General features: G+C 70.0%; 18 protein-coding genes. 7 read left to right on the top strand and 11 right to left on the bottom strand.

Annotation, left to right across the window (positions count from 1 at the left end; all coding sequences use genetic code 11):
• Positions 1-4: 4 nt before the first annotated feature.
• The 5 genes from HNQ61_RS26995 to HNQ61_RS26975 form a co-directional block, all read right to left on the bottom strand.
• Positions 5-286 carry a FeoA family protein gene (locus HNQ61_RS26995; RefSeq protein WP_170039030.1) on the bottom strand — a complete coding sequence of 94 codons (282 nt, stop codon included), beginning with the start codon at positions 284-286 and terminating at the stop codon, positions 5-7.
• 554 nt (positions 287-840) lie between these two features.
• Positions 841-1,596 (bottom strand): tetratricopeptide repeat protein, encoded by a 756-nt coding sequence (locus HNQ61_RS26990; protein WP_170039028.1) that lies wholly within the window; start codon positions 1,594-1,596, stop codon positions 841-843.
• Between the two features lie 320 nt (positions 1,597-1,916).
• Positions 1,917-2,825, bottom strand: a complete 909-nt coding sequence (locus tag HNQ61_RS26985; RefSeq protein ID WP_170039026.1) for a VOC family protein — start codon at positions 2,823-2,825, stop codon at positions 1,917-1,919.
• A 48-nt stretch (positions 2,826-2,873) separates the two neighbouring features.
• Positions 2,874-3,308 carry a DoxX family protein gene (locus HNQ61_RS26980; protein WP_170039024.1) on the bottom strand — a complete coding sequence of 145 codons (435 nt, stop codon included), beginning with the start codon at positions 3,306-3,308 and terminating at the stop codon, positions 2,874-2,876.
• A gap of 69 nt (positions 3,309-3,377) precedes the next feature.
• Complete coding sequence (locus HNQ61_RS26975) at positions 3,378-3,845, bottom strand: MarR family winged helix-turn-helix transcriptional regulator (RefSeq protein WP_170039022.1); 468 nt, start codon at positions 3,843-3,845, stop codon at positions 3,378-3,380.
• A gap of 423 nt (positions 3,846-4,268) precedes the next feature.
• Here HNQ61_RS26975 and HNQ61_RS26970 point away from each other — a divergent pair, with 423 nt between their 5' ends.
• Positions 4,269-4,535 carry a hypothetical protein gene (locus HNQ61_RS26970; RefSeq protein WP_170039020.1) on the top strand — a complete coding sequence of 89 codons (267 nt, stop codon included), beginning with the start codon at positions 4,269-4,271 and terminating at the stop codon, positions 4,533-4,535.
• Between the two features lie 451 nt (positions 4,536-4,986).
• On the opposite strand, the gene ppdK is transcribed toward HNQ61_RS26970, so the two are convergent.
• The 4 genes from ppdK to HNQ61_RS26950 all read right to left on the bottom strand — a co-directional run bounded on the left by ppdK (position 4,987) and on the right by HNQ61_RS26950 (position 11,012).
• Positions 4,987-7,662 carry a pyruvate, phosphate dikinase gene (ppdK, locus tag HNQ61_RS26965; protein ID WP_170039018.1) on the bottom strand — a complete coding sequence of 892 codons (2,676 nt, stop codon included), beginning with the start codon at positions 7,660-7,662 and terminating at the stop codon, positions 4,987-4,989.
• A gap of 185 nt (positions 7,663-7,847) precedes the next feature.
• Complete coding sequence (locus tag HNQ61_RS26960) at positions 7,848-8,144, bottom strand: hypothetical protein (RefSeq protein WP_170039016.1); 297 nt, start codon at positions 8,142-8,144, stop codon at positions 7,848-7,850.
• Positions 8,145-8,203: 59 nt separating this feature from the next.
• Complete coding sequence (locus tag HNQ61_RS26955) at positions 8,204-8,575, bottom strand: PAS domain-containing protein (RefSeq protein WP_170039014.1); 372 nt, start codon at positions 8,573-8,575, stop codon at positions 8,204-8,206.
• Between the two features lie 847 nt (positions 8,576-9,422).
• Positions 9,423-11,012, bottom strand: coding sequence for an amino acid permease (locus tag HNQ61_RS26950; protein WP_170039012.1), 1,590 nt, complete (start codon positions 11,010-11,012; stop codon positions 9,423-9,425).
• Between the two features lie 372 nt (positions 11,013-11,384).
• Between HNQ61_RS26950 and HNQ61_RS26945 the strand changes: the two genes are divergently transcribed.
• The 5 genes from HNQ61_RS26945 (at position 11,385) to HNQ61_RS26925 (ending at position 16,684) form a co-directional block, all read left to right on the top strand.
• Complete coding sequence (locus HNQ61_RS26945; protein ID WP_170039010.1) at positions 11,385-12,401, top strand: DHH family phosphoesterase; 1,017 nt, start codon at positions 11,385-11,387, stop codon at positions 12,399-12,401.
• A 4-nt stretch (positions 12,402-12,405) separates the two neighbouring features.
• A complete protein-coding gene (locus HNQ61_RS26940; RefSeq protein ID WP_170039009.1) occupies positions 12,406-13,503 on the top strand; it encodes a histidine kinase in 1,098 nt (365 codons plus the stop codon).
• A complete protein-coding gene (locus HNQ61_RS26935) occupies positions 13,500-14,366 on the top strand; it encodes a LytR/AlgR family response regulator transcription factor (protein ID WP_170039007.1) in 867 nt (288 codons plus the stop codon). The genes HNQ61_RS26940 and HNQ61_RS26935 overlap by 4 nt, the downstream gene beginning before the upstream one ends.
• Before the next feature lie 320 nt (positions 14,367-14,686).
• Positions 14,687-16,183, top strand: coding sequence for an MBL fold metallo-hydrolase (locus HNQ61_RS26930; protein WP_170039005.1), 1,497 nt, complete (start codon positions 14,687-14,689; stop codon positions 16,181-16,183).
• A 168-nt stretch (positions 16,184-16,351) separates the two neighbouring features.
• Positions 16,352-16,684, top strand: a complete 333-nt coding sequence (locus HNQ61_RS26925) for a hypothetical protein (protein WP_170039003.1) — start codon at positions 16,352-16,354, stop codon at positions 16,682-16,684.
• 73 nt (positions 16,685-16,757) lie between these two features.
• Here the strand turns inward: HNQ61_RS26925 and HNQ61_RS26920 are convergent, their stop codons facing one another.
• Positions 16,758-16,976: a hypothetical protein gene (locus tag HNQ61_RS26920; protein WP_170039001.1), complete on the bottom strand. Its 219-nt coding sequence runs from the start codon at positions 16,974-16,976 to the stop codon at positions 16,758-16,760.
• 685 nt (positions 16,977-17,661) lie between these two features.
• The gene (speA, locus tag HNQ61_RS26915) at positions 17,662-19,587 is read right to left on the bottom strand and encodes a biosynthetic arginine decarboxylase (RefSeq protein WP_170039000.1); all 1,926 of its coding nucleotides are present in this window, start codon (positions 19,585-19,587) and stop codon (positions 17,662-17,664) included.
• A 149-nt stretch (positions 19,588-19,736) separates the two neighbouring features.
• On the opposite strand from speA, the gene HNQ61_RS26910 reads away from it, so the two are divergent.
• Positions 19,737-20,864, top strand: a complete 1,128-nt coding sequence (locus tag HNQ61_RS26910; RefSeq protein WP_170038998.1) for an ornithine cyclodeaminase family domain — start codon at positions 19,737-19,739, stop codon at positions 20,862-20,864.
• Positions 20,865-20,890: the final 26 nt, after the last annotated feature.

The following is a 20,890-nucleotide window of genomic DNA, read 5'->3' as shown; positions in this document are numbered from 1 at the left end:
CGGGTCAGCCGGCCAGCGGCAGCACCCGGATGGCCGACGCGAGCGCCTGGCCAAGCGCCAGACGCGCGCCCTTCACCTCCAGCAGCATTCCGTTGCGCGAGTCCACCACCTGAATGCAGCTGCCCTCGAACAGGCCCATGCCGCGCAGGCGGGTGGCTTCGTCCTGGTCGCAGTCCATCCGCAGAATGGCCGCGCGGCATCCGCTGGCACACGCGGCCAGCGGGCATTCCACGCAGCGCGCGTCCGCGGGGGCAGCCGCCTTTTTCCGGAAAAGCCGCTTCAGCATCCGGCGCTGGACAGGTGAAGGTGAGAATCAGTTTCAACCACGTCACGAATCTACCCACGCCCCTGATTCCACGCAAGGATGTGCATGGGGTGGATGTCGTGTTGTGCGACGGGGATATCGCTGGATGGCGTGCGGCCCGGGCGCGGTGTAAGAGGCCGGCATGCACGGCGGCCCCCACCCGGGCTCGTACGACTCGCCCACCCTCCCCCGCGAGAGCGGATGAATCCGCCGCTCCAACAGCGGAAAGCCCCGACACGGCACCCACAGGCGCCGTTCGGGGCTTCAACTGCATCAGGCACGGCGAGGAGGCCGAGGCCGCAGTCCGCGGAGGCGGACTTCGTGTGGTTCGAGGCGCGGTTTCAACCGCCGGGCGATCACCGCAGACGCACACCTACGTCCGCCCCGCGCCGAACGGCTCCCCCTCCCCCGCTTGCGGGGCGAGGGGGCTGGGGGGAGGGGGGCGCCCGCCGCACGCGCCGAACCTGTTGCCCGCGCCGAACCGCCGTTGCCGTTCCCTCCTGCCGCCATCCAGGCGAGGGAGGGCAAGCCGATGTTTACGCCCCCACCTCGCGCTGCGCCATGTCAATCCACTCCTTCTGCTCGCGCCGGTACTGCGCGGACGAGATCCGCGCGTGCCGAAGCACCTCCTCGAACACGCGCTTCGCCTCGTCCGCGCGGCCCATCTGCCGAAGCACCATCGCCTGGCGGCAGCGGGCCTCCGCGCTTCCTCCGCCGGGCGCGGCGGCCGTGTAGTCGCGCAGCGCCGCGGCCAGGTCGCCGCCTTCCTCGTGCACGCGGCCGCTCAGCACCAGTTCCCCGGGCGTGAGCGCGCGTACGCCGCGCAGGCGGTCGTACGCGGAGCGTGCGTCCGCGACGCGGCCCGCCTCGTGGTACGCGGCGCCCAGTTCCGCCAGCGCGCGCGGCGAATCGGCGTGAATGCCCGCCAGGCTGCTTTCGTACGTGCGGATCGCGTCGTCCAGCCGCCCCGCCTGCCGGTACGCCCGGCCCAGCGCCACGCGGTTGTCATGCGTATCCGCCAGCGCCAGCGCATCTTCCAGCTGACGGATCTCCGCACCGGGATCCAGCGCGCGCTTCACCGTCTTTCCCACCCGGGACAGCCCCGTGCGCCCGGACCGCATCTCCGGCAGGTACTCCACAAAAAAGTAGACGATGCTGCCGACCAGCGGAAAGAAAAAGATGATGAACAGCCAGTACATCCGCCCCGTCCGCACCGCGTGCACGGCAAAGAACACCTGGATGAGCAGGATGGCGATGGAATACGGCGAGTACAGATAGCTGGCGAACGGCATGGCGGGCGCGAAAGGGCGGGGAAGTGGTCTGGCGCGCGCCAACAATGACTTTCCGCCGCGCGGAACGCAACGGGCACGTTCGGCCGCCTGTCCACGTCAACGGATTTCGCGATCCGGATTGATGGATGGCGCGCGTTCCGTCTTCGGTTGATGAACGGCGGGAGTCGTGCGCAATGAGCGGCGGCGGATCGGCGGGTCGAGTGCGGGATGTCGCTCGGACGAAGCACGCGGCCGATCCGCCGATCCGGATGAGAAGCGGCGGCGGGCACCGTGGCCCGCCGCCGCTTCGATCATCCGATCGCGTCCCGTCCGTCGGTCGATCAGCCGATGGTGATGCGCAGGGTCGTGCCCCACGGGTCGCGCGCGATCCAGTCGTCGCCATCCCGCTCCGGAGAGAACCCGGCGGCGCGCAGGCTATCCGCCGCCCGCTCCGCATCCTCGTTGCGGGCCAGGACGATGGTCCATTCGACCAGCCGTGCGTCGCCCTCACCCGCCGGAACCGCCCGCGACCCGGCCCAGGTGTTGATCCCCAGGTGGTGGTGATAGCCACCCGCGGACAGAAAGAGCGCGCTGGGATAGCTCCACACCACGCGGTCCAGCCCCAGCGCCGCGTGGTAGAACGCCGCGCCCCGCTCCAGGTCGCCGACGTGCAGGTGCACGTGGCCCATCACCGTGCCGGCCGGCATCCCCGTCCACGGCGCGCCGCCCGCCGCGCGGAGGAGGTCCGCCATGTTCAGCGGCTCCGTCGCCATCACCAGCTCCCGGTTCTGCGCGCGCCAGAGCGAACGGGGCCGGTCCGCGTACACCTCGATGCCGAGCCCGTCGGGATCCTGCAGGTACAGCGCCTCGCTCACCATGTGGTCGCTCGCCCCCGCCCGCTCGCCGATTGCCGCCAGGTGCGAGATGAAGCGTCCCAGCGCCGCGCGGTCCGGCAGCAGGATGGCGAAGTGATACAGTCCCAGCCGCCCGCGCTGCGGCACGGGGGCGGCGCCTGCGCGTTCCCGCAGTTCCACCAACTCCGCATCGGAATCGTGGACGCCGAGGTGCGCGCTTCCCGGTTCCCGCCGCAGGACGCGCATTCCCAGCACGCCCTGGTAGTACGCCAGCGACCGCTCCAGGCTGCTCACCTGCAGCCGCACCGCGCCCAGCCGCAGGTCCGGCGGCATGCGAAAGCCTGGGGGCGCGATTCCGTACTCCGCACCCGCCGTTCCGCTCATGGTGTCCGTCATCGTCTCAGCCTCCCGCGCCGGACCAGGCCGGCGCGCGACAGGGTTTCGTCAGAAGCCGCGGCCGCGGCGCGACGCGAGCGCCGCATCCGCGGAATACTCGCCCGGACCGGTGAGCGCCAGCGCCGCGGCCGCGCCCAGCAGCGCAAGCGGAAACTCGAAGCCCTCGGGCGCAAAGAACCCGCCCGCCAGGTGAACCATCAAGATGGCGCCCAGCATGGTGATGGCCAGCCCCAGACCCGCCAGCCGCGTCAGCAGCCCGAAGATGAGCGCCAGCCCGCCCAGCAGTTCGACGGCGGCCACCATCGGCCCCGTGACGCCGGGGAGGGGAATGCCCATGCCGCCGAACGCCGCCGTAACGCCCTTCATCCCGTAGACAAAGAACTTCTGCCCGCCGTGCGCCACAAAGATGATTCCCGTCACCACGCGCAGCACCAGCAGTCCCAGATCCACGCGCGCCGCGCGCGAAGTCGCAATCGTATTCATCCCCATCGTCTCCGGCCAGTGTAGTGGGTGTTCAAACACTTGTTGTGATGACAGATACCCGGTCCGGCCTCACGCGTCCTCGCGGGCGCGGGCCAGCAGGTCGATCAGGGTGCGCAACTCCACCTCATCCAGATGGCCCAGCGCGCGCCGGTGCATGGCGGCGACCGGTTCATCCAGCGAGTTTACCAGCGTCAGCCCCGCCTCGGTGATGCGGGTGGTGACGAAGCGGCGGTCGCTGCCGCCCCGCTCGCGCTGCACCAGCCCCGCGGCCTCCATGCGGTCCAGCAGGCGCGTGACGTCGGGGACCTTGGCCACCATGCGGTCGCGCACGTCGTTGCGGCACAGCCCGCCCTCTCCGGCGCCGCGCAGAATGCGGAGGACGTTGTACTGCGTGGGAGTGATGTCGAACGGCTTGAGCATCTCGGCCAAGGCGTGGCCCAGCACCGCTTCCGTCCGCTGAACGCTGAGGTGCGCCTCCTGCTCCAGGCTGGAGAAGGGACGCGTCTGCTTCAGGTCATCCTGCAGTCGATTTACCATGTACGGAAATTAGGTGTTATAACACACATTGTCAACAGCCCCTCCCTGTGGGGCCGATTGACCGGGTGTGTTCCAGCGGCGATTCACCGCTGGTGTTCTCTCGTGGCGTTTTTCATCCACAGTGCAAGAGGAGTTCCCGGATTCGCCACACCGGGCTGCCCACGCGGGAGTTCCGGCCTGATTTCACGGATTGGACACGCTGGACGGTAACCTGGACTCGAAGCATGGCCGAGGCAAGCGGAGCACGCGCGGAGAAGTCGGCCGCGGCCGCGGGTCCCCGATCCGCGAGCCGCACGAACCGCGCGGCAGGAGCGCGGTGAGCGGGATGCTGTACTTGACGCGCATCCGGCACCGCGTCAGTTTAAGACAGTTTGTTCAATGTAGTCCCCGGTCACCCCACCTGGCCCAACGAAGAGGCGCGTAATGGCGAAGCTGAAGCTGGAACTCGATCATATCGACGTGCAGACGTTCGAGATCCTGACGGACGAGAACCGCTCCAAGGGCACGGTTCTGGGGCAGGAGACGCGCTGGGACTGCCCCTCGGCCGTGTGGCCCAACTGCCCGAGCATGATTGCGGAAGTTGATTGCCCGCAGTCGTCCTACGGCACCTGCCAGAGTTGCGGCAACACCTGCGCCGGCTGCACCGTGACCTGCCCGACCAACGGCGTGGAGTGCTGGGAAGAGATGTAATCCGGCGGGCTCCGGGCCGGGTCTGATGCCCGGCTGACGAGTCTGTCACGCGGAGAAAGAGGCCGATCCCATTCCGGGATCGGCCTCTTTGTTTCAGCACCGATTCAGCCGCGTGAGCAGTTGAAGAGCCGCCGCAACCGCGGAAAGCCTCACGGGACTGCTGTGAAGCTTCACCTGCTTTGGAAGCGCGCGACCTGAGCCGCAGTCGCCGCCGCGCTGTGGTCTCCCTTTCTCCGCGGAGCGGGGGAGAGGGCCGGGGTGAGGGGGCCCTTCCATTCGCGCAGCACGATCCGTGGCGTGACGTCGTGCCGTTCTCCCCTCTCCGTGCGGCAGTTTGCACGGGGAGGGGCCGGGAAAGGGGCCCGCGAGGCCGGCGGCGAGCGAGAGCTTCCCGCGGCAGAACCGCGCAGGCTCCCTGTCGTGAACCGGAACGAACACCCTCGGGACCGCCTTAGTCCGCGGCGAGCGCTTCGGCCTCCAGCGGCGTCGCGGGCCCGGTGGTGCGCTTGCGGTCCGCGAGCGCCGCGTGCGCCGCCGCCAGCCGCGCCACGGGCACGCGGTAGGGCGAGCAGGACACGTAATCCAGCCCCACCTGGTGAAAGAACGTCACCGAGCGCGGGTCGCCGCCGTGCTCGCCGCAGACCCCCAGCTTGAGGTCCGCCACCACGCCGCGCCCCAGCCGCGACGCCGTCTCCACCAGCCGTCCCACGCCATCGATGTCCAGCGTCTGGAACGGATCGTCCGGCAGAATGCCGCTGCCCACGTACTCCGGCAGAAAGCGCCCCGCGTCGTCGCGCGACAGGCCGAAGGTGGTCTGCGTGAGGTCGTTGGTGCCGAAGCTGAAGAACTGCGCGTGCTCGGCGATGCGGTCCGCCGTCAGCGCCGCGCGGGGAAGCTCGATCATGGTCCCCACCAGGTAGTCGACCTTGGCGTCGCACTGAAAGAACACCTCGTGCGCCACGTCGTCCACCACCTTGCGCTGCCGCGCCAGCTCCTCCGCCGTGGCTACGAGAGGGATCATGATCTCCGGAAAGACGGTGATCCCCTCCGCCTGCACGTTCACGGCGGCCTCGAAGATGGCCTGTGCCTGCATCCACGTGATGTCGGGAAAGCTGATGCCCAGCCGGCAGCCGCGGTGGCCCAGCATGGGGTTGGCTTCGTGGTGCCGCTCCACCTGCTCGCGCAGGCGGATGGGATCCTGCCCCAGCTTGCGGGCCAGGTCGCGGATTTCCGCCGGGCCGTGCGGCAGAAACTCGTGCAGCGGCGGGTCCAGCAGGCGGATGGTGACGGGAAGCCCGTCCATCGCCCGGAAGATTCCCTCGAAGTCCGCGCGCTGCATGGGGAGCAGCTTGGCGAGAGCGATGGCGCGCTGCGCGCCGGAGTCCGCCAGGATCATCTCGCGCACCGCGTCGATGCGGTCGCCCTCAAAGAACATGTGCTCCGTGCGGCACAGCCCGATCCCCTCCGCGCCAAAGCGGCGGGCCACCACGCTGTCGTGCGGGGTGTCGGCGTTGGTGCGCACGCGCAGGCGGCGGAACCCGTCCGCCCACGCCATCAGCCGCTCAAAGTCCGGCGTGGGCTCCGGCTCCACCGTGGGCACCTTGCCCAGGATGACGCGCCCCGTGCTCCCGTCCAGCGTAATCCAGTCGCCCTCGCGCACCGTCTCGCCCGCGGCGGAAAAGGTCCGCCGCGCCTCATCCATCACGATGTCGCCCGCGCCGGCCACGCAGCACTTGCCCATCCCGCGCGCCACCACGGCCGCGTGCGAGGTCATCCCCCCGCGGCAGGTGAGGATGCCCTGGCTTACGACCATCCCGTGAAAGTCCTCGGGCGACGTTTCGCGGCGCACCAGGATCACGGGCTCGTGCGGGCCGCGCTCCGCCGCCTCATCGGGGTTGAAGACGACGCGCCCCGACGCCGCGCCGGGGGAGGCGGGGAGCGCCGTCGACAGCACCCGCACGGGGGCGGACGGATCGATCATGGGGTGAAGAAGCTGGTCCAGCTGCTCCGGCGCCACGCGCAGGACGGCCTCTTCCGGCGTGATGCGCCCCTCGTCCACCATCTCCACCGCCATGCGGACGGCGGCGCGTCCGGTGCGCTTGGCGTTGCGCGTCTGCAGCAGGTACAGCCGCCCCTTCTCCACCGTGAACTCCAGGTCCTGCGCGTCGCGGTAGTGGTCTTCCAGCAGCCGCGCGGCCGCGACGAGTTCGTGGAACGACGCGGGAAGCGCCTGCTCCATCCCGTCGATGTGCAGCGGGTCGCGGATGCCGGCCACCACGTCCTCGCCCTGCGCGTTCACCAGGAACTCGCCGTACAGCCGCGGCTCGCCGGTGGACGGGTCGCGGGTGAAGGCCACGCCCGTCCCCGAGTCGTCGCCCATGTTGCCGAACACCATGGAGCAGACGCTGACCGCCGTGCCCAGGCTGTCGCTGATGTTGTTGATGCGGCGGTACGCCTTGGCGCGCGGCGTGTCCCACGAGCCGAAGACGGCGGCGATGGCGCCCCACAGCTGGTCCTGCGGGTCTTCCGGAAAGTCCTTGCCGGAGCGCGTGCGGACCAGCGCCTTGAACTCGGCGACCAGGGCGCGCAGGTCGTCGGCCGACAGCTCCGTGTCCAGCGTGACGCCGCGGCGGTGCTTGGCATCCTCCAGCAGCCGCTCGAACTGGTCCGCGTGCACGCCCATCACCACGTCGGCGTACATCTGCACGAAGCGGCGGTAGCTGTCAAAGGCGAAGCGCGCGTCCCCGCTGGCGGCGGCGAGCGCCTCGGCGGTGCGGTCGTTGAGCCCCAGGTTGAGGATGGTGTCCATCATCCCCGGCATGCTGAAGGCGGCGCCGGAGCGGACGGAGACGAGGAGCGGCGCCTCGCCCCCGCCAAACCGCTTGTCCGTGGCGCGCTCCAGCCGCGCCAGCGCCGCGTCCACCTGCTCGCGCAGCCCGTCGGGGTAGCGCCCGCCGTGCAGGTACAGCCGGCACACCTCGGTGGTGATGGTGAAGCCGGGGGGCACCGGAACGCCGATGCGCGCCATCTCGGCCAGCCCGGCGCCCTTGCCGCCGAGCAGATCCTTCATGTCCCTGCTGCCTTCCGTTTCTCCCGCGCCAAAGAAATAGACGTACCGGTCGGCCATGGTGTGCGCTCGCGTGAGGTGGATTGGGATGATGAACGGCAGGGCAGGGCGGATGGGCGCCCGCGCGGGGGCGTGGCAATAATGAAGCCGGTGCGCGGCGGGCGAAAACAGCTTCGCGCGCCGCGCACCGGCATGTTGCAACCGTCTCTCACGCTCTCACGCGCCCGCGATCGCGGGCGACCGCGTCAGGCGGTGCCGGACGATCCCACCACGGCGATCTCCACGCCGTTCTCCACCTCCGGCGGGACGATGTTGTAGCGGCCGGCCAGCCGTTCGCGAACCTCGCGGAACACGGCCAGGTTGGCCATCAGATCGCCCTGCCACAGCTCGATGGAAGCCAGCGGATACCAGTTGCAGCCGCCGGGGCCTTCGGGCTTGAAGTCGATCTCGAAGGTGAAGCGGCTGTCCTGGGCTCCGGGATGGCGGTGAAGCTCATCCATGAAGAGCCTGTGCAACTCGGTCCTGTCGAGGACTTCGCGCATGGGAGATCCGGTGGAGGGTGTGGGAGTCCGTCCGGCGGGCGGCCGGGACGAGAAGGCGGTCACGGCCGCTCGACGACGACCCAGACGGTGTCGCTTTCGGGGCGGTACGACATGCTGACGGAAACGTCCTTGGTGCGGTCGTCGCGAAAGCGGAACTGGTAGTCGAACGTCACATCCAGTTCGCGCCGTGCCACGCCGTCCTGAAAGCGCCCCTGAAAGTCGCGGACGGCGGTGCAGGGGGCGACTTCGTTGAAGAAGTCGCGGCCGATCACGTCGGCGCGGCTGGTGCGGGCCAGCGCCGACTCGGTTTCGTTGTACTGCAGGACGGTTCCGTCGCGGTCCAGCTGAATCACGCCCACGGGAAGGGAATCCAGCTCTTCCGCGGTGAGCGTTTCGACCATGAGGATGACTTCGGCGCGCGCAGACTGCATGGGTGCCCTCTCGTCGTGGTACGGGTAGAACTTCCTGCGGCAAACATGATACGTACGTTGAACAACGTGAGTCAAGAAAGATGCCGTGGAAGGGAAGTGCGTGAGTGCGGGGTGCGTGAGTGCGTTAGTGCGGAACTGATGAAGTGCGAGAGTACGAGGGAACAGATGCGCGGGATGGGTGCGGTGCGTGGAGTGGGGTTCGCGGGCGGCCCCCACCCGGGCCGGCACCACCGGCCCACCCTCCCCCAAAAAAGACTGGGGGAGGGTTGGGCGGGGCGGAGAGAGCGGTGTTTACCGCGACGCCGGGCCCGGCGGCGAGTGTCTGGAGCGAATGAATCCGCCGCTCAAACAGCGGGAACCCCCGACACGGCGCCCACAGGCGCCGTTCGAGGCTTTAACTGCTGATGCCGCGCGTGTCGCGCCGAACTCTCAGCCGCGCCGAACGGCTCCCCCTCCCCCGCTTGCGGGGCGAGGGGGCTGGGGGGAGGGGGGAGCCCGCCGCCCGCGCAAACCTGTCCGGAACACACGATAACTGGTGTGTGCTCCCTCTCCCACATCTGTTCGTGGGAGAGGGTCGTCGTGCGCAGCACGCGGGGTGAGGGCCCCCGCCCGCGGCCGCACCACCGCCGGACCTCCGGCCTGAACTCCCGCCCCGCCCGTGTCCGCCAGCAGAACCCCGCCGCCCCGCCAAGCTCATCCACCAGAACAGATCAGGCCGCCCCCACGACACCCTGCGCGGGACGGCCCTCGCACTCACGCACTCACGCACCCAGCACTCACGCACTAAAAAAACGCCCCTCTCCCGGGTCCCGGGAAAGGGGCGTTCACCCTCACGATTCCGCGCGGATCAGCGCGAGTCGCCGCTGGTGTACGTGGGGCGGGGGGGCTCCACGTCGTGCGCCTGGCGGTGCAGGCGCTGCACCACGCTGTGGCGGCGGCCGTACAGGAAGTAGATCACCATGCCGATCGCCAGCCAGATCACCAGCCGCTCCCACGCCTCGCGCGGCAGGCGGGACATCAGGAAGATGCAGGTGACCATGCCCAGGATGGGCACCAGCGGCACCAGCGGCGTCTTGAACGGACGCGGACGGTTGGGCTCCTTGACCCGCAGGTACCACACGCCGCCGCACACGATCACGAACGCCAGCAGCGTGCCGATGGACACCAGGTGGCCCAGCGTCGACACGTCGTACAGCCCGGCCAGCGCGGCGCACGCAAGGCCCGTCATGGCGCTGCTGATGTGCGGCGTGCGGAAGCGCGGGTGCAGGCGGCTGAAGATCGGAGGCAGCAGGCCGTCGCGCGACATGGCGAAGAAGATGCGCGGCTGGCTCATGAGCATCACCAGCATCACCGACGTAAGGCCCGCGATGGCGCCCACCTTGATCAGCTTGGCCAGCGCGCTGTACCCCGTGGCCTCGATGGCCACCGCGATCGGCTCCGCGACGTTCAGCGCCGGGTAGTCGACGATGGCCGTCATGATGCCCGACACGATGATGTACAGCAGGGTGCAGATGAGCAGCGAGCCCAGAATGCCGATGGGCATGTCGCGCTGCGGGTTCTTGGCCTCCTGCGCCGTCGTCGACACCGCGTCGAAGCCGATGTAGGCGAAGAAGATCACGCCGCCGGCCGCCACGATTCCGTCCCAGCCGAACTGCCGCGGTCCCGTGTTGGCGGGAATGAACGGCGTCCAGTGGTCGATGGACTGGCTCCAGTGGGTGAGCACGTAGTAGCCGCCCGCCAGGATGAACGCGCCCACCACGGCCAGCTTGATGGCCACCGCGACGTTGTTGAAGCGCGCCGATTCCTTGATGCCCAGCACCAGCAGCACCGTTACCGCAAAGATGCCCAGCGCGGCCACGATGTTGAACATGCCGTTGGCCTGCGGCAGGGTGTTGATGTCGATGCCCTGCGCCGCCAGCGACTGCGCCAGCTCATCCGTGTGCCGCACCCAGGAGTTGGTTCCCGGAGTCTGCACCAGGTGCCCCGGCGCGTTGGTCCACGCGGGCCCCAGGTCGATGCCGATGTCGCGCAGGATGGAGTTCACGTACCCCGACCAGCCCGCGGCCACCGTCGCCGCGCCGAACAGGTACTCCAGGATCAGGTCCCACCCGATGATCCACGCCACGATTTCGCCCAGCGTGGCGTACCCGTAGGTGTACGCCGAGCCGGCAATGGGGATCATGGCCGCGAACTCCGCATAGCACAGCCCGGCGAACACGCAGGCAATGCCGGCCAGCACGAAGGCGAGCATGATGGCGGGGCCGGCGTGCTGCGCGGCCGCGGTGCCCGTCAGCACGAAGATGCCCGTGCCGATGATGGCGCCGATCCCCAGCGAGATCAGGTTGCCGACGCCGAGTTCGCGTTTGAGGCTGTGCTCGCCTTCGGAAAAGGCGTCCGCCTGCAGGTCGTCGATGTTCTTGCGGGCGAAAAGACTCATGACTGCTCCGGTGTGGGCGGACGCCGGTCCGCCGCGGGGGTGGGTTGCTGGTGCGCCGCGCCGAGGGGGCGCGCGTCGGATGCGGCCGGGAGGCCGCATGAGCCGGGGAAAACGACGCCGCGGCATGGAAACGCGGGGCGAAACGCGCCCGCATCGTTACCCTGCCGGAACTCCGGTGCTGCTGGAATCCCTTCAATGTAAGGCCCGCGTGTGCCCGGTCAAGCGTTCGAACCACGCAAGGCGCGCTTTTCTGTCCTTTGCGCGTGAACGCGGCGCCCGCCGCATTGCGCCCGCGCCCCCGCGCGCGTTAGTGTGGCGCGCCGGGGCGGCCCGCCCGCCCGTACTTTGCCCGATGCACGCGACGCGTCTTAGATGACCGACCTGCTGGCCGTTCCCGAATCCCGCGCCTTTCCGCTGCGCCGCCTGCTGCAGCCGCTGCTGGCGGCCCGGCACGTGACGCTGCACACCCACGTGCAGGCCGACGGCGACGGCACCGGCTCGCAGGCCGCCGTGGCCGCGTGGCTGGAGGGGCGGGGCATCCGCGTGAGCGTGGTGAACCCCACGCCCTTTCCCGACTCGCTCCGCTTTGTGCTGCACCGGCAGGACCTGGTGGCTGACCTGGGCACCCCCGAGGCCGACGCCGCGCTGGATGACGCCGACCTGCACCTGGTGCTGGACACCAGCGAGCCCGGGCGCATCGGCGGGCTGGCGCAGCGGCTGGACCCGGCCCGCACGCTGGTGGTGGACCATCACCCCGCCGGTCGCGAGGTGGTGGGCGAGGTGGCGGTGCAGGACCCGTCCGCCGCGGCCACGGGGGAGATGGTGTACGACCTCATCACCCTGGCCGGCGACCCGGTTCCGCGCGCGTCGGCGCTGGGGGCGTACGTGGCGCTGGTGTCGGATACGGGATCGTTCCGCTACGGCAACACTACGCCGCGGGTGCTGGCGGTGGCGGCGGAGCTGATGACGCTGGGCATCGACCCCGAAGTCGTGTACCGCCGCCTGTTCGCCACGGCCCCGCGCCGCCGGCTGGAGCTTCTGCGCGAAGCGCTGGCCACGCTGGACAGCGACGAGGACGGGCGCATCGGGTGGATGGTGGTGCCGCACGAGGTGGCGGCGCGGCTGGGCGCCACGGGCGAGGACTTCGACGGGCTGAGCGAGCACGTGCGCTCGGTGGAGGGGACGGAGGTCGCCCTGCTGTTCCGCGAAACCAAGCCGGGGGAAACCAAGATCAGCCTGCGCAGCAACGGCGCGGCAGACGTCAACGCCATCGCGCGCGAGTTCGGCGGCGGCGGGCACGTGAAGGCGGCGGGCGCGCTGGTGCACGAGCCGGCGGAAACGCTGGTGCCGCGCGTGGTGGAGGCCGTCGCCCGGGCCCTGCGCGGGTGAGCGTGTGTCCGCGCGGCTGAGCCCGCGCGCCCTTGCCGCCGTCACCGGGGCGTGGCTGCTGTACGGGCTGCTGGTGGGGAGCCAGGCCGTTCTGGGCTACGCGCTGACGGGCGAACGCGGCCCGTCGTGGTCGCGGATGATGCTGGTTCAGCTCGTTCCCTACCTGGCGTGGGCGGTGCTCACGCCGGTGATCGTCTGGCTGGCCGTGCGCTTTCCCCTCGTCCGTGGCCAACTGCTGCGCCACCTTCCCGCCCACCTTGCCGTCGCGCTGGTCCTCGTCCTGATCGCCTCGCTCACTTTGGCGCTGGGCGGCCGCTGGATCGATCCGGGCATGGCGCGTCCCCTCACGCCCGCGTATCTGCTGGCCATCGCCAGCAACCGCCTTCCTTCCACGCTCATCCTGTACGGCGTCGTCCTCGCCCTGGCGCAGCTGGCCGCGTACCAGCGCGCGCTGCGGGAGCGGGAACTGCGCGCCGCCCGGCTGGAGGCGCAGCTGGCCGGAGCGCGTCTGCAGGCGCTCACCGCCCAGCTTCAGCCGCACTTTCTGTTCAACTCCCTGAACACCGTCGCCATGCTTGTGCGCGAAACGGGAAGCCGCGACGCGCTGGCCGTCGTGCTGAACCTGAGCGAGATGCTGCGCAGCACGCTGCGCGGCGAGAACGAGCACACGGGCACGCTGGACGACGAACTGGAACTGGTGGAGCGGTACCTGGAAATCGAGCGGATCCGCTTTGACGGGCGGCTGCGCACCGCCCTCCACGTCCATCCGGACGCACGCCGGGCGCGGGTGCCCCGGCTTCTGCTCCAGCCCCTGGTGGAGAACGCGGTTCGCCACGGCGCGGGCGCGACCGGCGCGGGCGAGATCACCATCCGCGCGGAGGTGCGCGGCGACCGGCTTCTCGTAAGGGTGGAGGATGACGGGCCGGGATTTTCCGCGCCCGCGCCCCACGCGGGAAGCGGGGTGGGGCTGGCCAACACCCGCGCGCGTCTGGCGGAACTGTATGGCGCCGCCGCCTCGTTGCGGGTGGCGGACGGGAATCCCGGCGCGGTGGTGACGGTGGAGCTTCCGCTGGCATACGGGGAGGAGACGGGGGCGTCATGAAGGTGCGCACGCTGGTGGTGGACGACGAAGCCATCGCGCGGCGCGGTGTGGTGCGGCTGCTGTCCGGCGATGAGGAGATCGAGGTCGTGGCCGGGTGCGCGGACGGGGCGGAGGCCGTGGACCGCATCCGGGCGCTGCGGCCGGAGCTGGTGCTGCTGGACGTACAGATGCCGCGGATGGACGGCTTTGCGTGCCTGGCCGCGCTCGCGCCGGAGGAGCGCCCCGTCGTGGTCTTCATGACCGCGTACGACAGCTACGCCCTGCGCGCGTTTGAAGCGCAGGCGCTGGACTACCTGCTGAAGCCGTTCAGCGACGAGCGCTTCTTCGCCGCCGTGGGGCGCGCCAAGGAGACGGTGCGCGCCCGCCGCCTGCACTCCGCGTCCGGGCGCCTGCTGGACGCCCTTCTCCAGGCCAGTCCCCCTCGGCCGGCGCCCCCGCCCGCGCCCGCCATCCGCGCGGGGGGAGACGCGGCGGATGACGTTCCCTCCGACGCGGACCGGGCGGACGCGCCCGTCCCCGCCGGCGGCTGGGCAGTGCGGGTGATGGTTCCGCGGGGCGGGCGCTGGACCTTTGTGGGGGTGGGCGACATCGACTGGATCGGCGCGGCGGGATCGTACGCGGAGGTGCACGCGCGCGGCGAGGTGCACCTGCTGCGCGAGCCGCTGGCCAGGCTCGCGGACCGGCTGGACCCGCGCCGGTTCGTGCGCGTGCACCGGTCCGCCGTCGTGAACCTGGACCGCGTGCGCGAGATCCAGCCCTGGTTCAACGGCCAGCTCGCCCTGGTGATGGAGGATGGCGGGCAGGTGATCGTGAGCCGGCGGCGGCGGGCGGCGCTGGAGGCCGCACTCGGACAGCAGTTCTGACCGCGGCGGCGGAAATCCCGTCTCCGGCTGACCTGCACGGCTGACGGCGCCGAAAGGCGCCGCTCGCAGCCGCGGAGGCGGATCATCGAAATCCAAAACGGCCCCGGTCGCGCGACGAATGCGCCTGACCGGGGCTTCTGGCGTGGATGAACGGCGGTGGATGGGCCGCCGTTCATCCCCCGGAACCGGCCGCCCGTCGCGTGGGGCGACCGTTCGCGTCACCCGGCGCGCGGCTCCGGGCCGCGCGCGCTACCGTTGTCCGCGCGGCCCCGGCGGCCGCCGCTCCCGCGACGCGGGGCGCAATCCACACGCGGATCCCGATGATGCGAACTCTGCTGGCCGTCTTCTGCCTCGCTCTTGGCGCCTCGCGCGCCGCCGCGCAGGCGCCCGCCCCGTGCACGCCGCCCCGCGCGGACGAGCCCACCCCCGCGCAGGTGCTGGATCGCGCGCGGGCCGCCATCGGCTCCCCCGGCACGGCGGACTCGGTGCTGCACTTCCGGGGCGCCTCGGCGACCCTGATGAACTACCAGTCCGACCGGAGCTACGCGCCGTTCTTTTCCGCGTTCGACACGGGCGAAACGTGGTACGACCCGGCCTCCGGAGTGGAGCGGACCACGTCGTCCACCTGGTTTCCGGGAAGTGGCCCCATCCCCCCGCGCACCGTGCTGGCCGCGCCAACCGCCAGCTTCGGCGCGCGGGACACGGCCGTGGTCCCGGCCGCCATGCAGCACGGCGGCATCCGGCAGACGCGCCTGCTGAACCCCTGGGCCGTCCTGCGTGACTGGAGCGCAGCGCCGGACGTCGCCTCCGGCGGAAGCTGTACGTACCGCGACTTTCCGCGCCGCGTGCTCACCCGCCGCGGGCCGTTCGGGGAGCAGCGGCTGTACGTGGACCCGCGTTCCGGCTATCCCGTGGCGCTGGTGGAAAACGAGCCGCACTACCTGTGGGGCACGTCGCGGGCGGAATACGTGTGGTCCAACTGGGCGCCGGTGGGCGGAGGCGTCTACCCGCTGACGGCGTTCCGGATGGTGGATGGCGAAACGGAGATCAGCCGCACGGTGGGCGAACTGGGGATGGCGCCGCGTGCGGGGGCGCCCCGGCTCTCCGTTCCCGCCGTCCCCGACATGACGCCGCGGCACTGGACGGAGGCGGCGGAGGCGATGCCCACGGACACGGTTCGCGCGGGCGACGCGGCGTTCCTCCTGGCCAGCCGCGCCTATACGGAGGGCGCCGTGCTCGCGGGCGACACCATCTATCTGCTGGACGCCACGCTGGGCGAGCGGCGCGCGCGGTCGGATTCCGCGTGGCTGGGCCGCCTGTTCCCGGGGCGGCACCCGGTCGCGGTGGTGGTGACGGACCTGGCGTGGCCCCATGTGGCCGGCGTGCGGTACTGGACGGCCCACGACGCCACCATCATTTCGCACCGCACCTCGGAGGCGTTTCTGCGGCGCGTGGCGGACCGGCGGTGGACGGAGGCGCCGGACGAGCGGGAGCGCCGGCGCGGCTCGTCGCCCTTCCGCTTTCGCGCGGTGGATGATTCCGCGTCGCTGGGCGGCGGGCGGGTGCGGCTGTACGCCATCAACGGGCCGTCCAGCGAGGGCGCGCTGATGGCGTGGGTGCCGTCCGCGGGGCTGCTGTGGGCGGGAGACTACGTGCAGACCGTGAGCGAGCGGTCGGCGTATGGGGCAGAGGTGCTGGCGGCGGCCCGGCGCGCGGGGATCCGCCCGGCGCGGGTGGCGGCCCAGCATCTTGCTCTGACGCCCTGGGCCGCGCTGGAGCAGGCGAATTCCCCCGTGCCGCCCGCCGCCGGCCCGTGATGCACGGAGGCCCTGTTCGCGCGGTGTCGTGAAGGGGGCCGCTTCGGGGGAGAGACCGCGGCGCGCGTCAGAAACGTTGCGCCCGGTCCATCCCCGGCCGAAGTTCAGGGGGGCGCCGCCCGGCGCCTCCCTTTTTCGTACTCTCGCCCATCCATTCGGAGCCCCTCCATGAACGTACCCTGCCGGCAGTGCAATACGCCCGTTGATGAAAGCACCGCGGTATGTCCCGTGTGCGGCGCCACCAATCCCGCGCAGCGCTACGGGCCGCCTCCGGGCTCGGCGACCATGCAGACCACGGCGGTCAACGGCGGCGTGGTCATCCGCGACATCGACATTCCGTTCGGGCGGATGGTGGTGCTGATCCTGAAGTTCATGGCGGCAAGCATTCCCGCCTACCTGCTGGTGATGGTGATCATGTTCATGCTGATGGGGGTCTTTGCGGGCGTGATGGCGGCGGTGATGCCGGACGTGTTCACCGCGCCGGCGGCGTCGGGGCTGTAAATCGCGGGACGGGGAAACAGAAACGGGGCGCGTCCGATGATTGGACGCGCCCCGTTTGTCATCCCCGATGCGGTCAGCCGCCGACGGAGCGGTACGGATGGCGGCGGGCGTAGTTGTGAGCGGTGATGGCCGCGATGATGTGGGCCACCCATCCCAGCAGACCGCCGGTGCCGAGCCAGAGGCCGGGGGTGAAGATGAACCAGAAGATCGCCCGGCCCCACTTGCCGTTGTAGAGCTGGCCCATGCCGGGGATCAGAAAGCTGAGGAGCGCCGCCAGGCCGGGATCTCTCACCGTCGCCTCACTGTTCAGGGGATTTGAGGCGGACCGGTCCGGCCCGCGTTCAGGTCGTGTACGCGTGGAGCCGCGTGGGAGTTTCAGCGGGCCTGGACGTGCGCGCAGGCCGCCGCGGCGGGAATGATAGAGAGAGGGGATGCGCGGCGGCAAGCGAGGAGGCGGGCAGGGCGTTCGGAGCCCGTTTGGCCAGGGACGATTTCGCTTTTCGCCGGGCTGTGAGGCCCCTCCCCGGCCCCTCCCCGTGCAAACTGCCGCACGGAGAGGGGAGAAACCACGCCGGGAACCGAGGCTGCGTGCAGGTGAAGGCTCGCGGCTGGTTGGGAGGGCGCGCCGGCGTTGTTGCAGGGCCTGCGATTACAGACGTTCGGCGGGACCACGGTTCGGCGCGGGTCGCGGGCTTCTCGGGATCGCGATCGTGTGGGATCGGTGCCGCCGGCCGCGCTCGTGAGTTCATCCGCGTTTTCGGGAGGACCATTATCCGCTTTCCGCGCAGATGCAGCCCGGCGCTTCTGCCTGATCGCGTCTGTTGGCGGACCTGCCGCAGATCGAGAGAGCGCGCGCAGCAGATCGAGGCGGGGCGGGTGATGGTCATCGACCGAAAACACGATGCGGAGCAGAAAACGAGGCGGGCCTCCGGAGTGGAGGCCCGCCTCGTTCCATCGATCGAAAGAACCCGCCGCGATCAGGCTTCGTCTTCCAGGTACGTGTACCCCGCCAGCCCGGCGATGTAGTCGGCGATGAAGGCGTTGGCCTCCGCGCGCGTCAGGTCGCGGGCGTTGCTGATCTTGCGGCGGAAAGTGCTGATCAGGTCCTGCGTGTTGAACTGCACGTAGTTCAGCACCTCGGTGATGGTGTCGCCATGAACGAGGTCGCCGATCTCGTATCCGCCCTCGGAAAGGCGGATGTGCACGGCATTGGTGTCGCCGAACAGGTTGTGCAGGTCGCCCAGAATCTCCTGGTACGCGCCGGTCAGGAAGATCCCCAGCACGTACTTCTCGTCGTGGTCAAAGGAGTGCAGCTCCAGGCTGGGCTTGCTCTTCTTCCATCCCACGAACTGGTCGATCTTGCCGTCGCTGTCGCAGGTGACGTCCTGCAGCGTGCCGCGGCGCGTAGGCTCCTCATCCAGCCGGTGAACAGGCATGATGGGGAACAGCTGGTCGATGGCCCACGAGTCCGGCAGCGACTGAAAGAGCGAGAAGTTGCAGAAATAGCGATCGATCAACAGCCCTTCCAGCTCGGGAAGGATGTCGTCGTGCTCCTCGGGATCGCGCGAGGCCAGCTGCGCCACGCGGTTCATGATCGCCAGCCAGTACCGCTCCGCCACCGCCCGCTCGCGCAGCGTAAGCGTGCCCGAGTTGAAGTGGATCTGCAGCTGCCCCTTGATGAAGGTGGCGTCGTGGTACACCTCGCGCAGGCTGCGCCCGTCCAGCTCGCGCAGCACGCCGGCCAACTCCTGCACCAGCGTGTGGTCGTCCTCGGTCACCGCGTCGGGCGGCTCGGAGGCCTGCGTTTCCAGGTCGATGACGTTGATGAGCAGCAGCGCGTGGTGCGCCGTAAGCGCGCGCCCGGACTCGGAGATGATGTGCGGCATGGGCACCTCATTCTCACGGCACGCCTCGGCGATGGAGTACACGATGTCGTTCGCGTACTCCTGCATGCTGTAGTTGACGCTGGCCGCGCTGGGCGAGCGCGAACCGTCGTAATCCACGCCCAGCCCGCCGCCCACGTCCACGAACTCCACCTCCACCCCCAGCTGCCGGATCTCCACGTAGTACCGGGAAACCTCCGTCATCGCAAGCTTGATGTTGCGGATGTCGGGGATCTGCGAGCCCAGGTGAAAGTGCACCAGCTTGAGGATGTGCAGCTTGCCCGCCTCGCGCAGCTTGTCGTACACGCGCATGAGCTGCGACGGGTTGAGCCCGAACTTGCTCTTTTCGCCCGCCGTTTCGCTCCATCGCCCCGCGCCCGTGGCCGACAGCTTGATGCGCACGCCGGCGGTGGGTTCCACGCCCATTTCGTCGGCGACCTTGAGCAGGACGTCGACCTCGCTGAGCTTTTCGATGACGATGATGACGCGGTGCCCCAGCTTCTGCCCCATCAGGGCCAGCCGCATGAACTCCTCGTCCTTGTAGCCGTTGCAGACGATGAGGTGGTCCGTGCGCTCGGTGAGCGCCAGGACGGCCTGAAGCTCCGGCTTGCTGCCGACTTCCAGCCCCACGCCGTGCCGCTCGCCGAACGCCACGATCTCTTCCACCACGTGGCGCTGCTGGTTGACCTTGATGGGGTAGACGGTGGTGTAGCCGCCCTCGTACCCGAAGTCGCGGATGGCCGTGGCGAAGCGCTCGCCCAGGTTTTCGATCCGCGTGCGCAGGATGTCGCTGAAGCGAAGCAGCAGCGGCAGCCGTACGCCCTGGGCTTCCAGGTCGGTGGCCAGCTCAAAAAGGTCCAGCCCGCGGGCGGGATCCTTGGTGGGGTGCACGGTGACGTGCCCCTTCTGGTTCACGTCGAAGTAGCCGATCCCCCAGCCCTCGATGTTGTACAGCTCGCGGGAATCGTCGATGGTCCACTTCGTAGCGATCTCGGCCTCCGGGGTGTGGCGCAGGGCCATGGTCGGTTTTCCTGGATTGTCGGACGCAAATGTGGACCCTTGCGGCCCCGCGCGAAAGTGGTGCCGCGGCCGCACTGTCGCCGTGCGGAGCGCCCGGCTAGGTTGGCGGACAGAACGGCGGAACCCGATCATCCGGCCCACGACATAAAATGTACCGCGCACCCGACTTCTCGCTCCCCCGCTTCGCCGATGCCCCGGTGGCCCGCTTTCAGCCGGCGCCGGCGGACGGCGTGCTCCCGGAAGGCTTCTTTTCCACCACCAACCTGCCCACGTACGTCAAGCTGGCGGACGGCTCGTGGAAGCTGCCGCGCGACCCGCGGATGGACAGCGCGCTGGTGCTGGACGACGACGGCGTGCCGCGCGTGCTGGAGGCCCGCTACGCGCGCGCCGGACAGATGGTGGCCATGGGGATGGCCGAGGACGGGAGCGAGGGCATCTTCGTGCACGCCAGCGGGCTGATGGGGCCGGAAGGCGACGTCGGCCCGGAGGGCGAGTTCAAGTTCATGTCCTCCGAGGTCAGCCGCGAAAAGCCGACCGACTACGGCGAAATGGCCCGCATCCTGGTGGATGAAAAGGAACGCGGCGGCCACTTCATCTGGGTGGTGGGCCCGGCCGTGCTGCATTCGCGCGGCCGCGACACGCTCGCCTGGTTCGTGCGCGAGGGGTACGTGGGCGCGCTGTTCGGCGGCAACGCGGTGGCGGTGCACGACATCGAGAGCGCCACGCTGGGGACGACGCTGGGGATGAACAACCGCGGCGTGCCGGTCGATGGAGGCCACGCGTTCCACATGCGCGCCATCAACCGCGTCCGTGCGGCGGGAAGCATTCGCGCGGCGGTGGAGCAGGGGATCATCCGCGACGGCATCATGCACTCGCTGGTGACCACGGGCGTCCCGTACGTGCTGGCCGGCAGCATCCGCGACGACGGGCCGCTGCCGGACACCATCACCGACGCCATCCGCTGCCAGGAGGCGATGAAGGAGCACACGCGCCAGTGCACGGGGGTCATCATGATCGCCACGGCGCTGCACTCCATCGCCACGGGCAACATGCTGCCGTCGTACGTGTGGCGCGAAGAAACGGGCGAGGTGCGGCCGCTGACGACCATCTGCGTGGACTCGAGCGAGTTCGTGGTGAGCAAGCTCAAGGACCGCGGCACGCACCAGGCGTTCGGCGTCATCACCAACGCGCAGGACTTTCTTCACGTCCTGCGCTTCTACGTGGAGCAGGAAGCGGCGGAGCGCGCCCGCGCCCCGGAGACGGCCGGCGCCGCCTAACCGATGCGGCTTCGGGTTGAGCGCAC

This window comes from Longimicrobium terrae (assembly GCF_014202995.1).
GTDB lineage: Bacteria > Gemmatimonadota > Gemmatimonadetes > Longimicrobiales > Longimicrobiaceae > Longimicrobium > Longimicrobium terrae.
The sequence above is the reverse complement of the archived record's forward strand: the minus strand, read 5'-3'. Positions and strand labels throughout refer to the sequence as shown.

Bases quoted from the DNA above. Each gene is read 5' to 3' on its own strand.
- HNQ61_RS26930 (WP_170039005.1), top strand. From the start codon at position 14,687: ATGATGCGAACTCTGCTGGCCGTCTTCTGCCTCGCTCTTGGCGCCTCG.
- HNQ61_RS26935 (WP_170039007.1), top strand. From the start codon at position 13,500: ATGAAGGTGCGCACGCTGGTGGTGGACGACGAAGCCATCGCGCGGCGC.
- HNQ61_RS26970 (WP_170039020.1), top strand. From the start codon at position 4,269: ATGGCGAAGCTGAAGCTGGAACTCGATCATATCGACGTGCAGACGTTC.
- HNQ61_RS26995 (WP_170039030.1), bottom strand. From the start codon at position 286: ATGCTGAAGCGGCTTTTCCGGAAAAAGGCGGCTGCCCCCGCGGACGCG.
- HNQ61_RS26975 (WP_170039022.1), bottom strand. From the start codon at position 3,845: ATGGTAAATCGACTGCAGGATGACCTGAAGCAGACGCGTCCCTTCTCC.
- ppdK (WP_170039018.1), bottom strand. From the start codon at position 7,662: ATGGCCGACCGGTACGTCTATTTCTTTGGCGCGGGAGAAACGGAAGGC.
- HNQ61_RS26950 (WP_170039012.1), bottom strand. From the start codon at position 11,012: ATGAGTCTTTTCGCCCGCAAGAACATCGACGACCTGCAGGCGGACGCC.
- HNQ61_RS26990 (WP_170039028.1), bottom strand. From the start codon at position 1,596: ATGCCGTTCGCCAGCTATCTGTACTCGCCGTATTCCATCGCCATCCTG.
- speA (WP_170039000.1), bottom strand. From the start codon at position 19,587: ATGGCCCTGCGCCACACCCCGGAGGCCGAGATCGCTACGAAGTGGACC.
- HNQ61_RS26910 (WP_170038998.1), top strand. From the start codon at position 19,737: ATGTACCGCGCACCCGACTTCTCGCTCCCCCGCTTCGCCGATGCCCCG.
- HNQ61_RS26945 (WP_170039010.1), top strand. From the start codon at position 11,385: ATGACCGACCTGCTGGCCGTTCCCGAATCCCGCGCCTTTCCGCTGCGC.
- HNQ61_RS26980 (WP_170039024.1), bottom strand. From the start codon at position 3,308: ATGAATACGATTGCGACTTCGCGCGCGGCGCGCGTGGATCTGGGACTG.
- HNQ61_RS26985 (WP_170039026.1), bottom strand. From the start codon at position 2,825: ATGACGGACACCATGAGCGGAACGGCGGGTGCGGAGTACGGAATCGCG.
- HNQ61_RS26955 (WP_170039014.1), bottom strand. From the start codon at position 8,575: ATGCAGTCTGCGCGCGCCGAAGTCATCCTCATGGTCGAAACGCTCACC.
- HNQ61_RS26925 (WP_170039003.1), top strand. From the start codon at position 16,352: ATGAACGTACCCTGCCGGCAGTGCAATACGCCCGTTGATGAAAGCACC.
- HNQ61_RS26960 (WP_170039016.1), bottom strand. From the start codon at position 8,144: ATGCGCGAAGTCCTCGACAGGACCGAGTTGCACAGGCTCTTCATGGAT.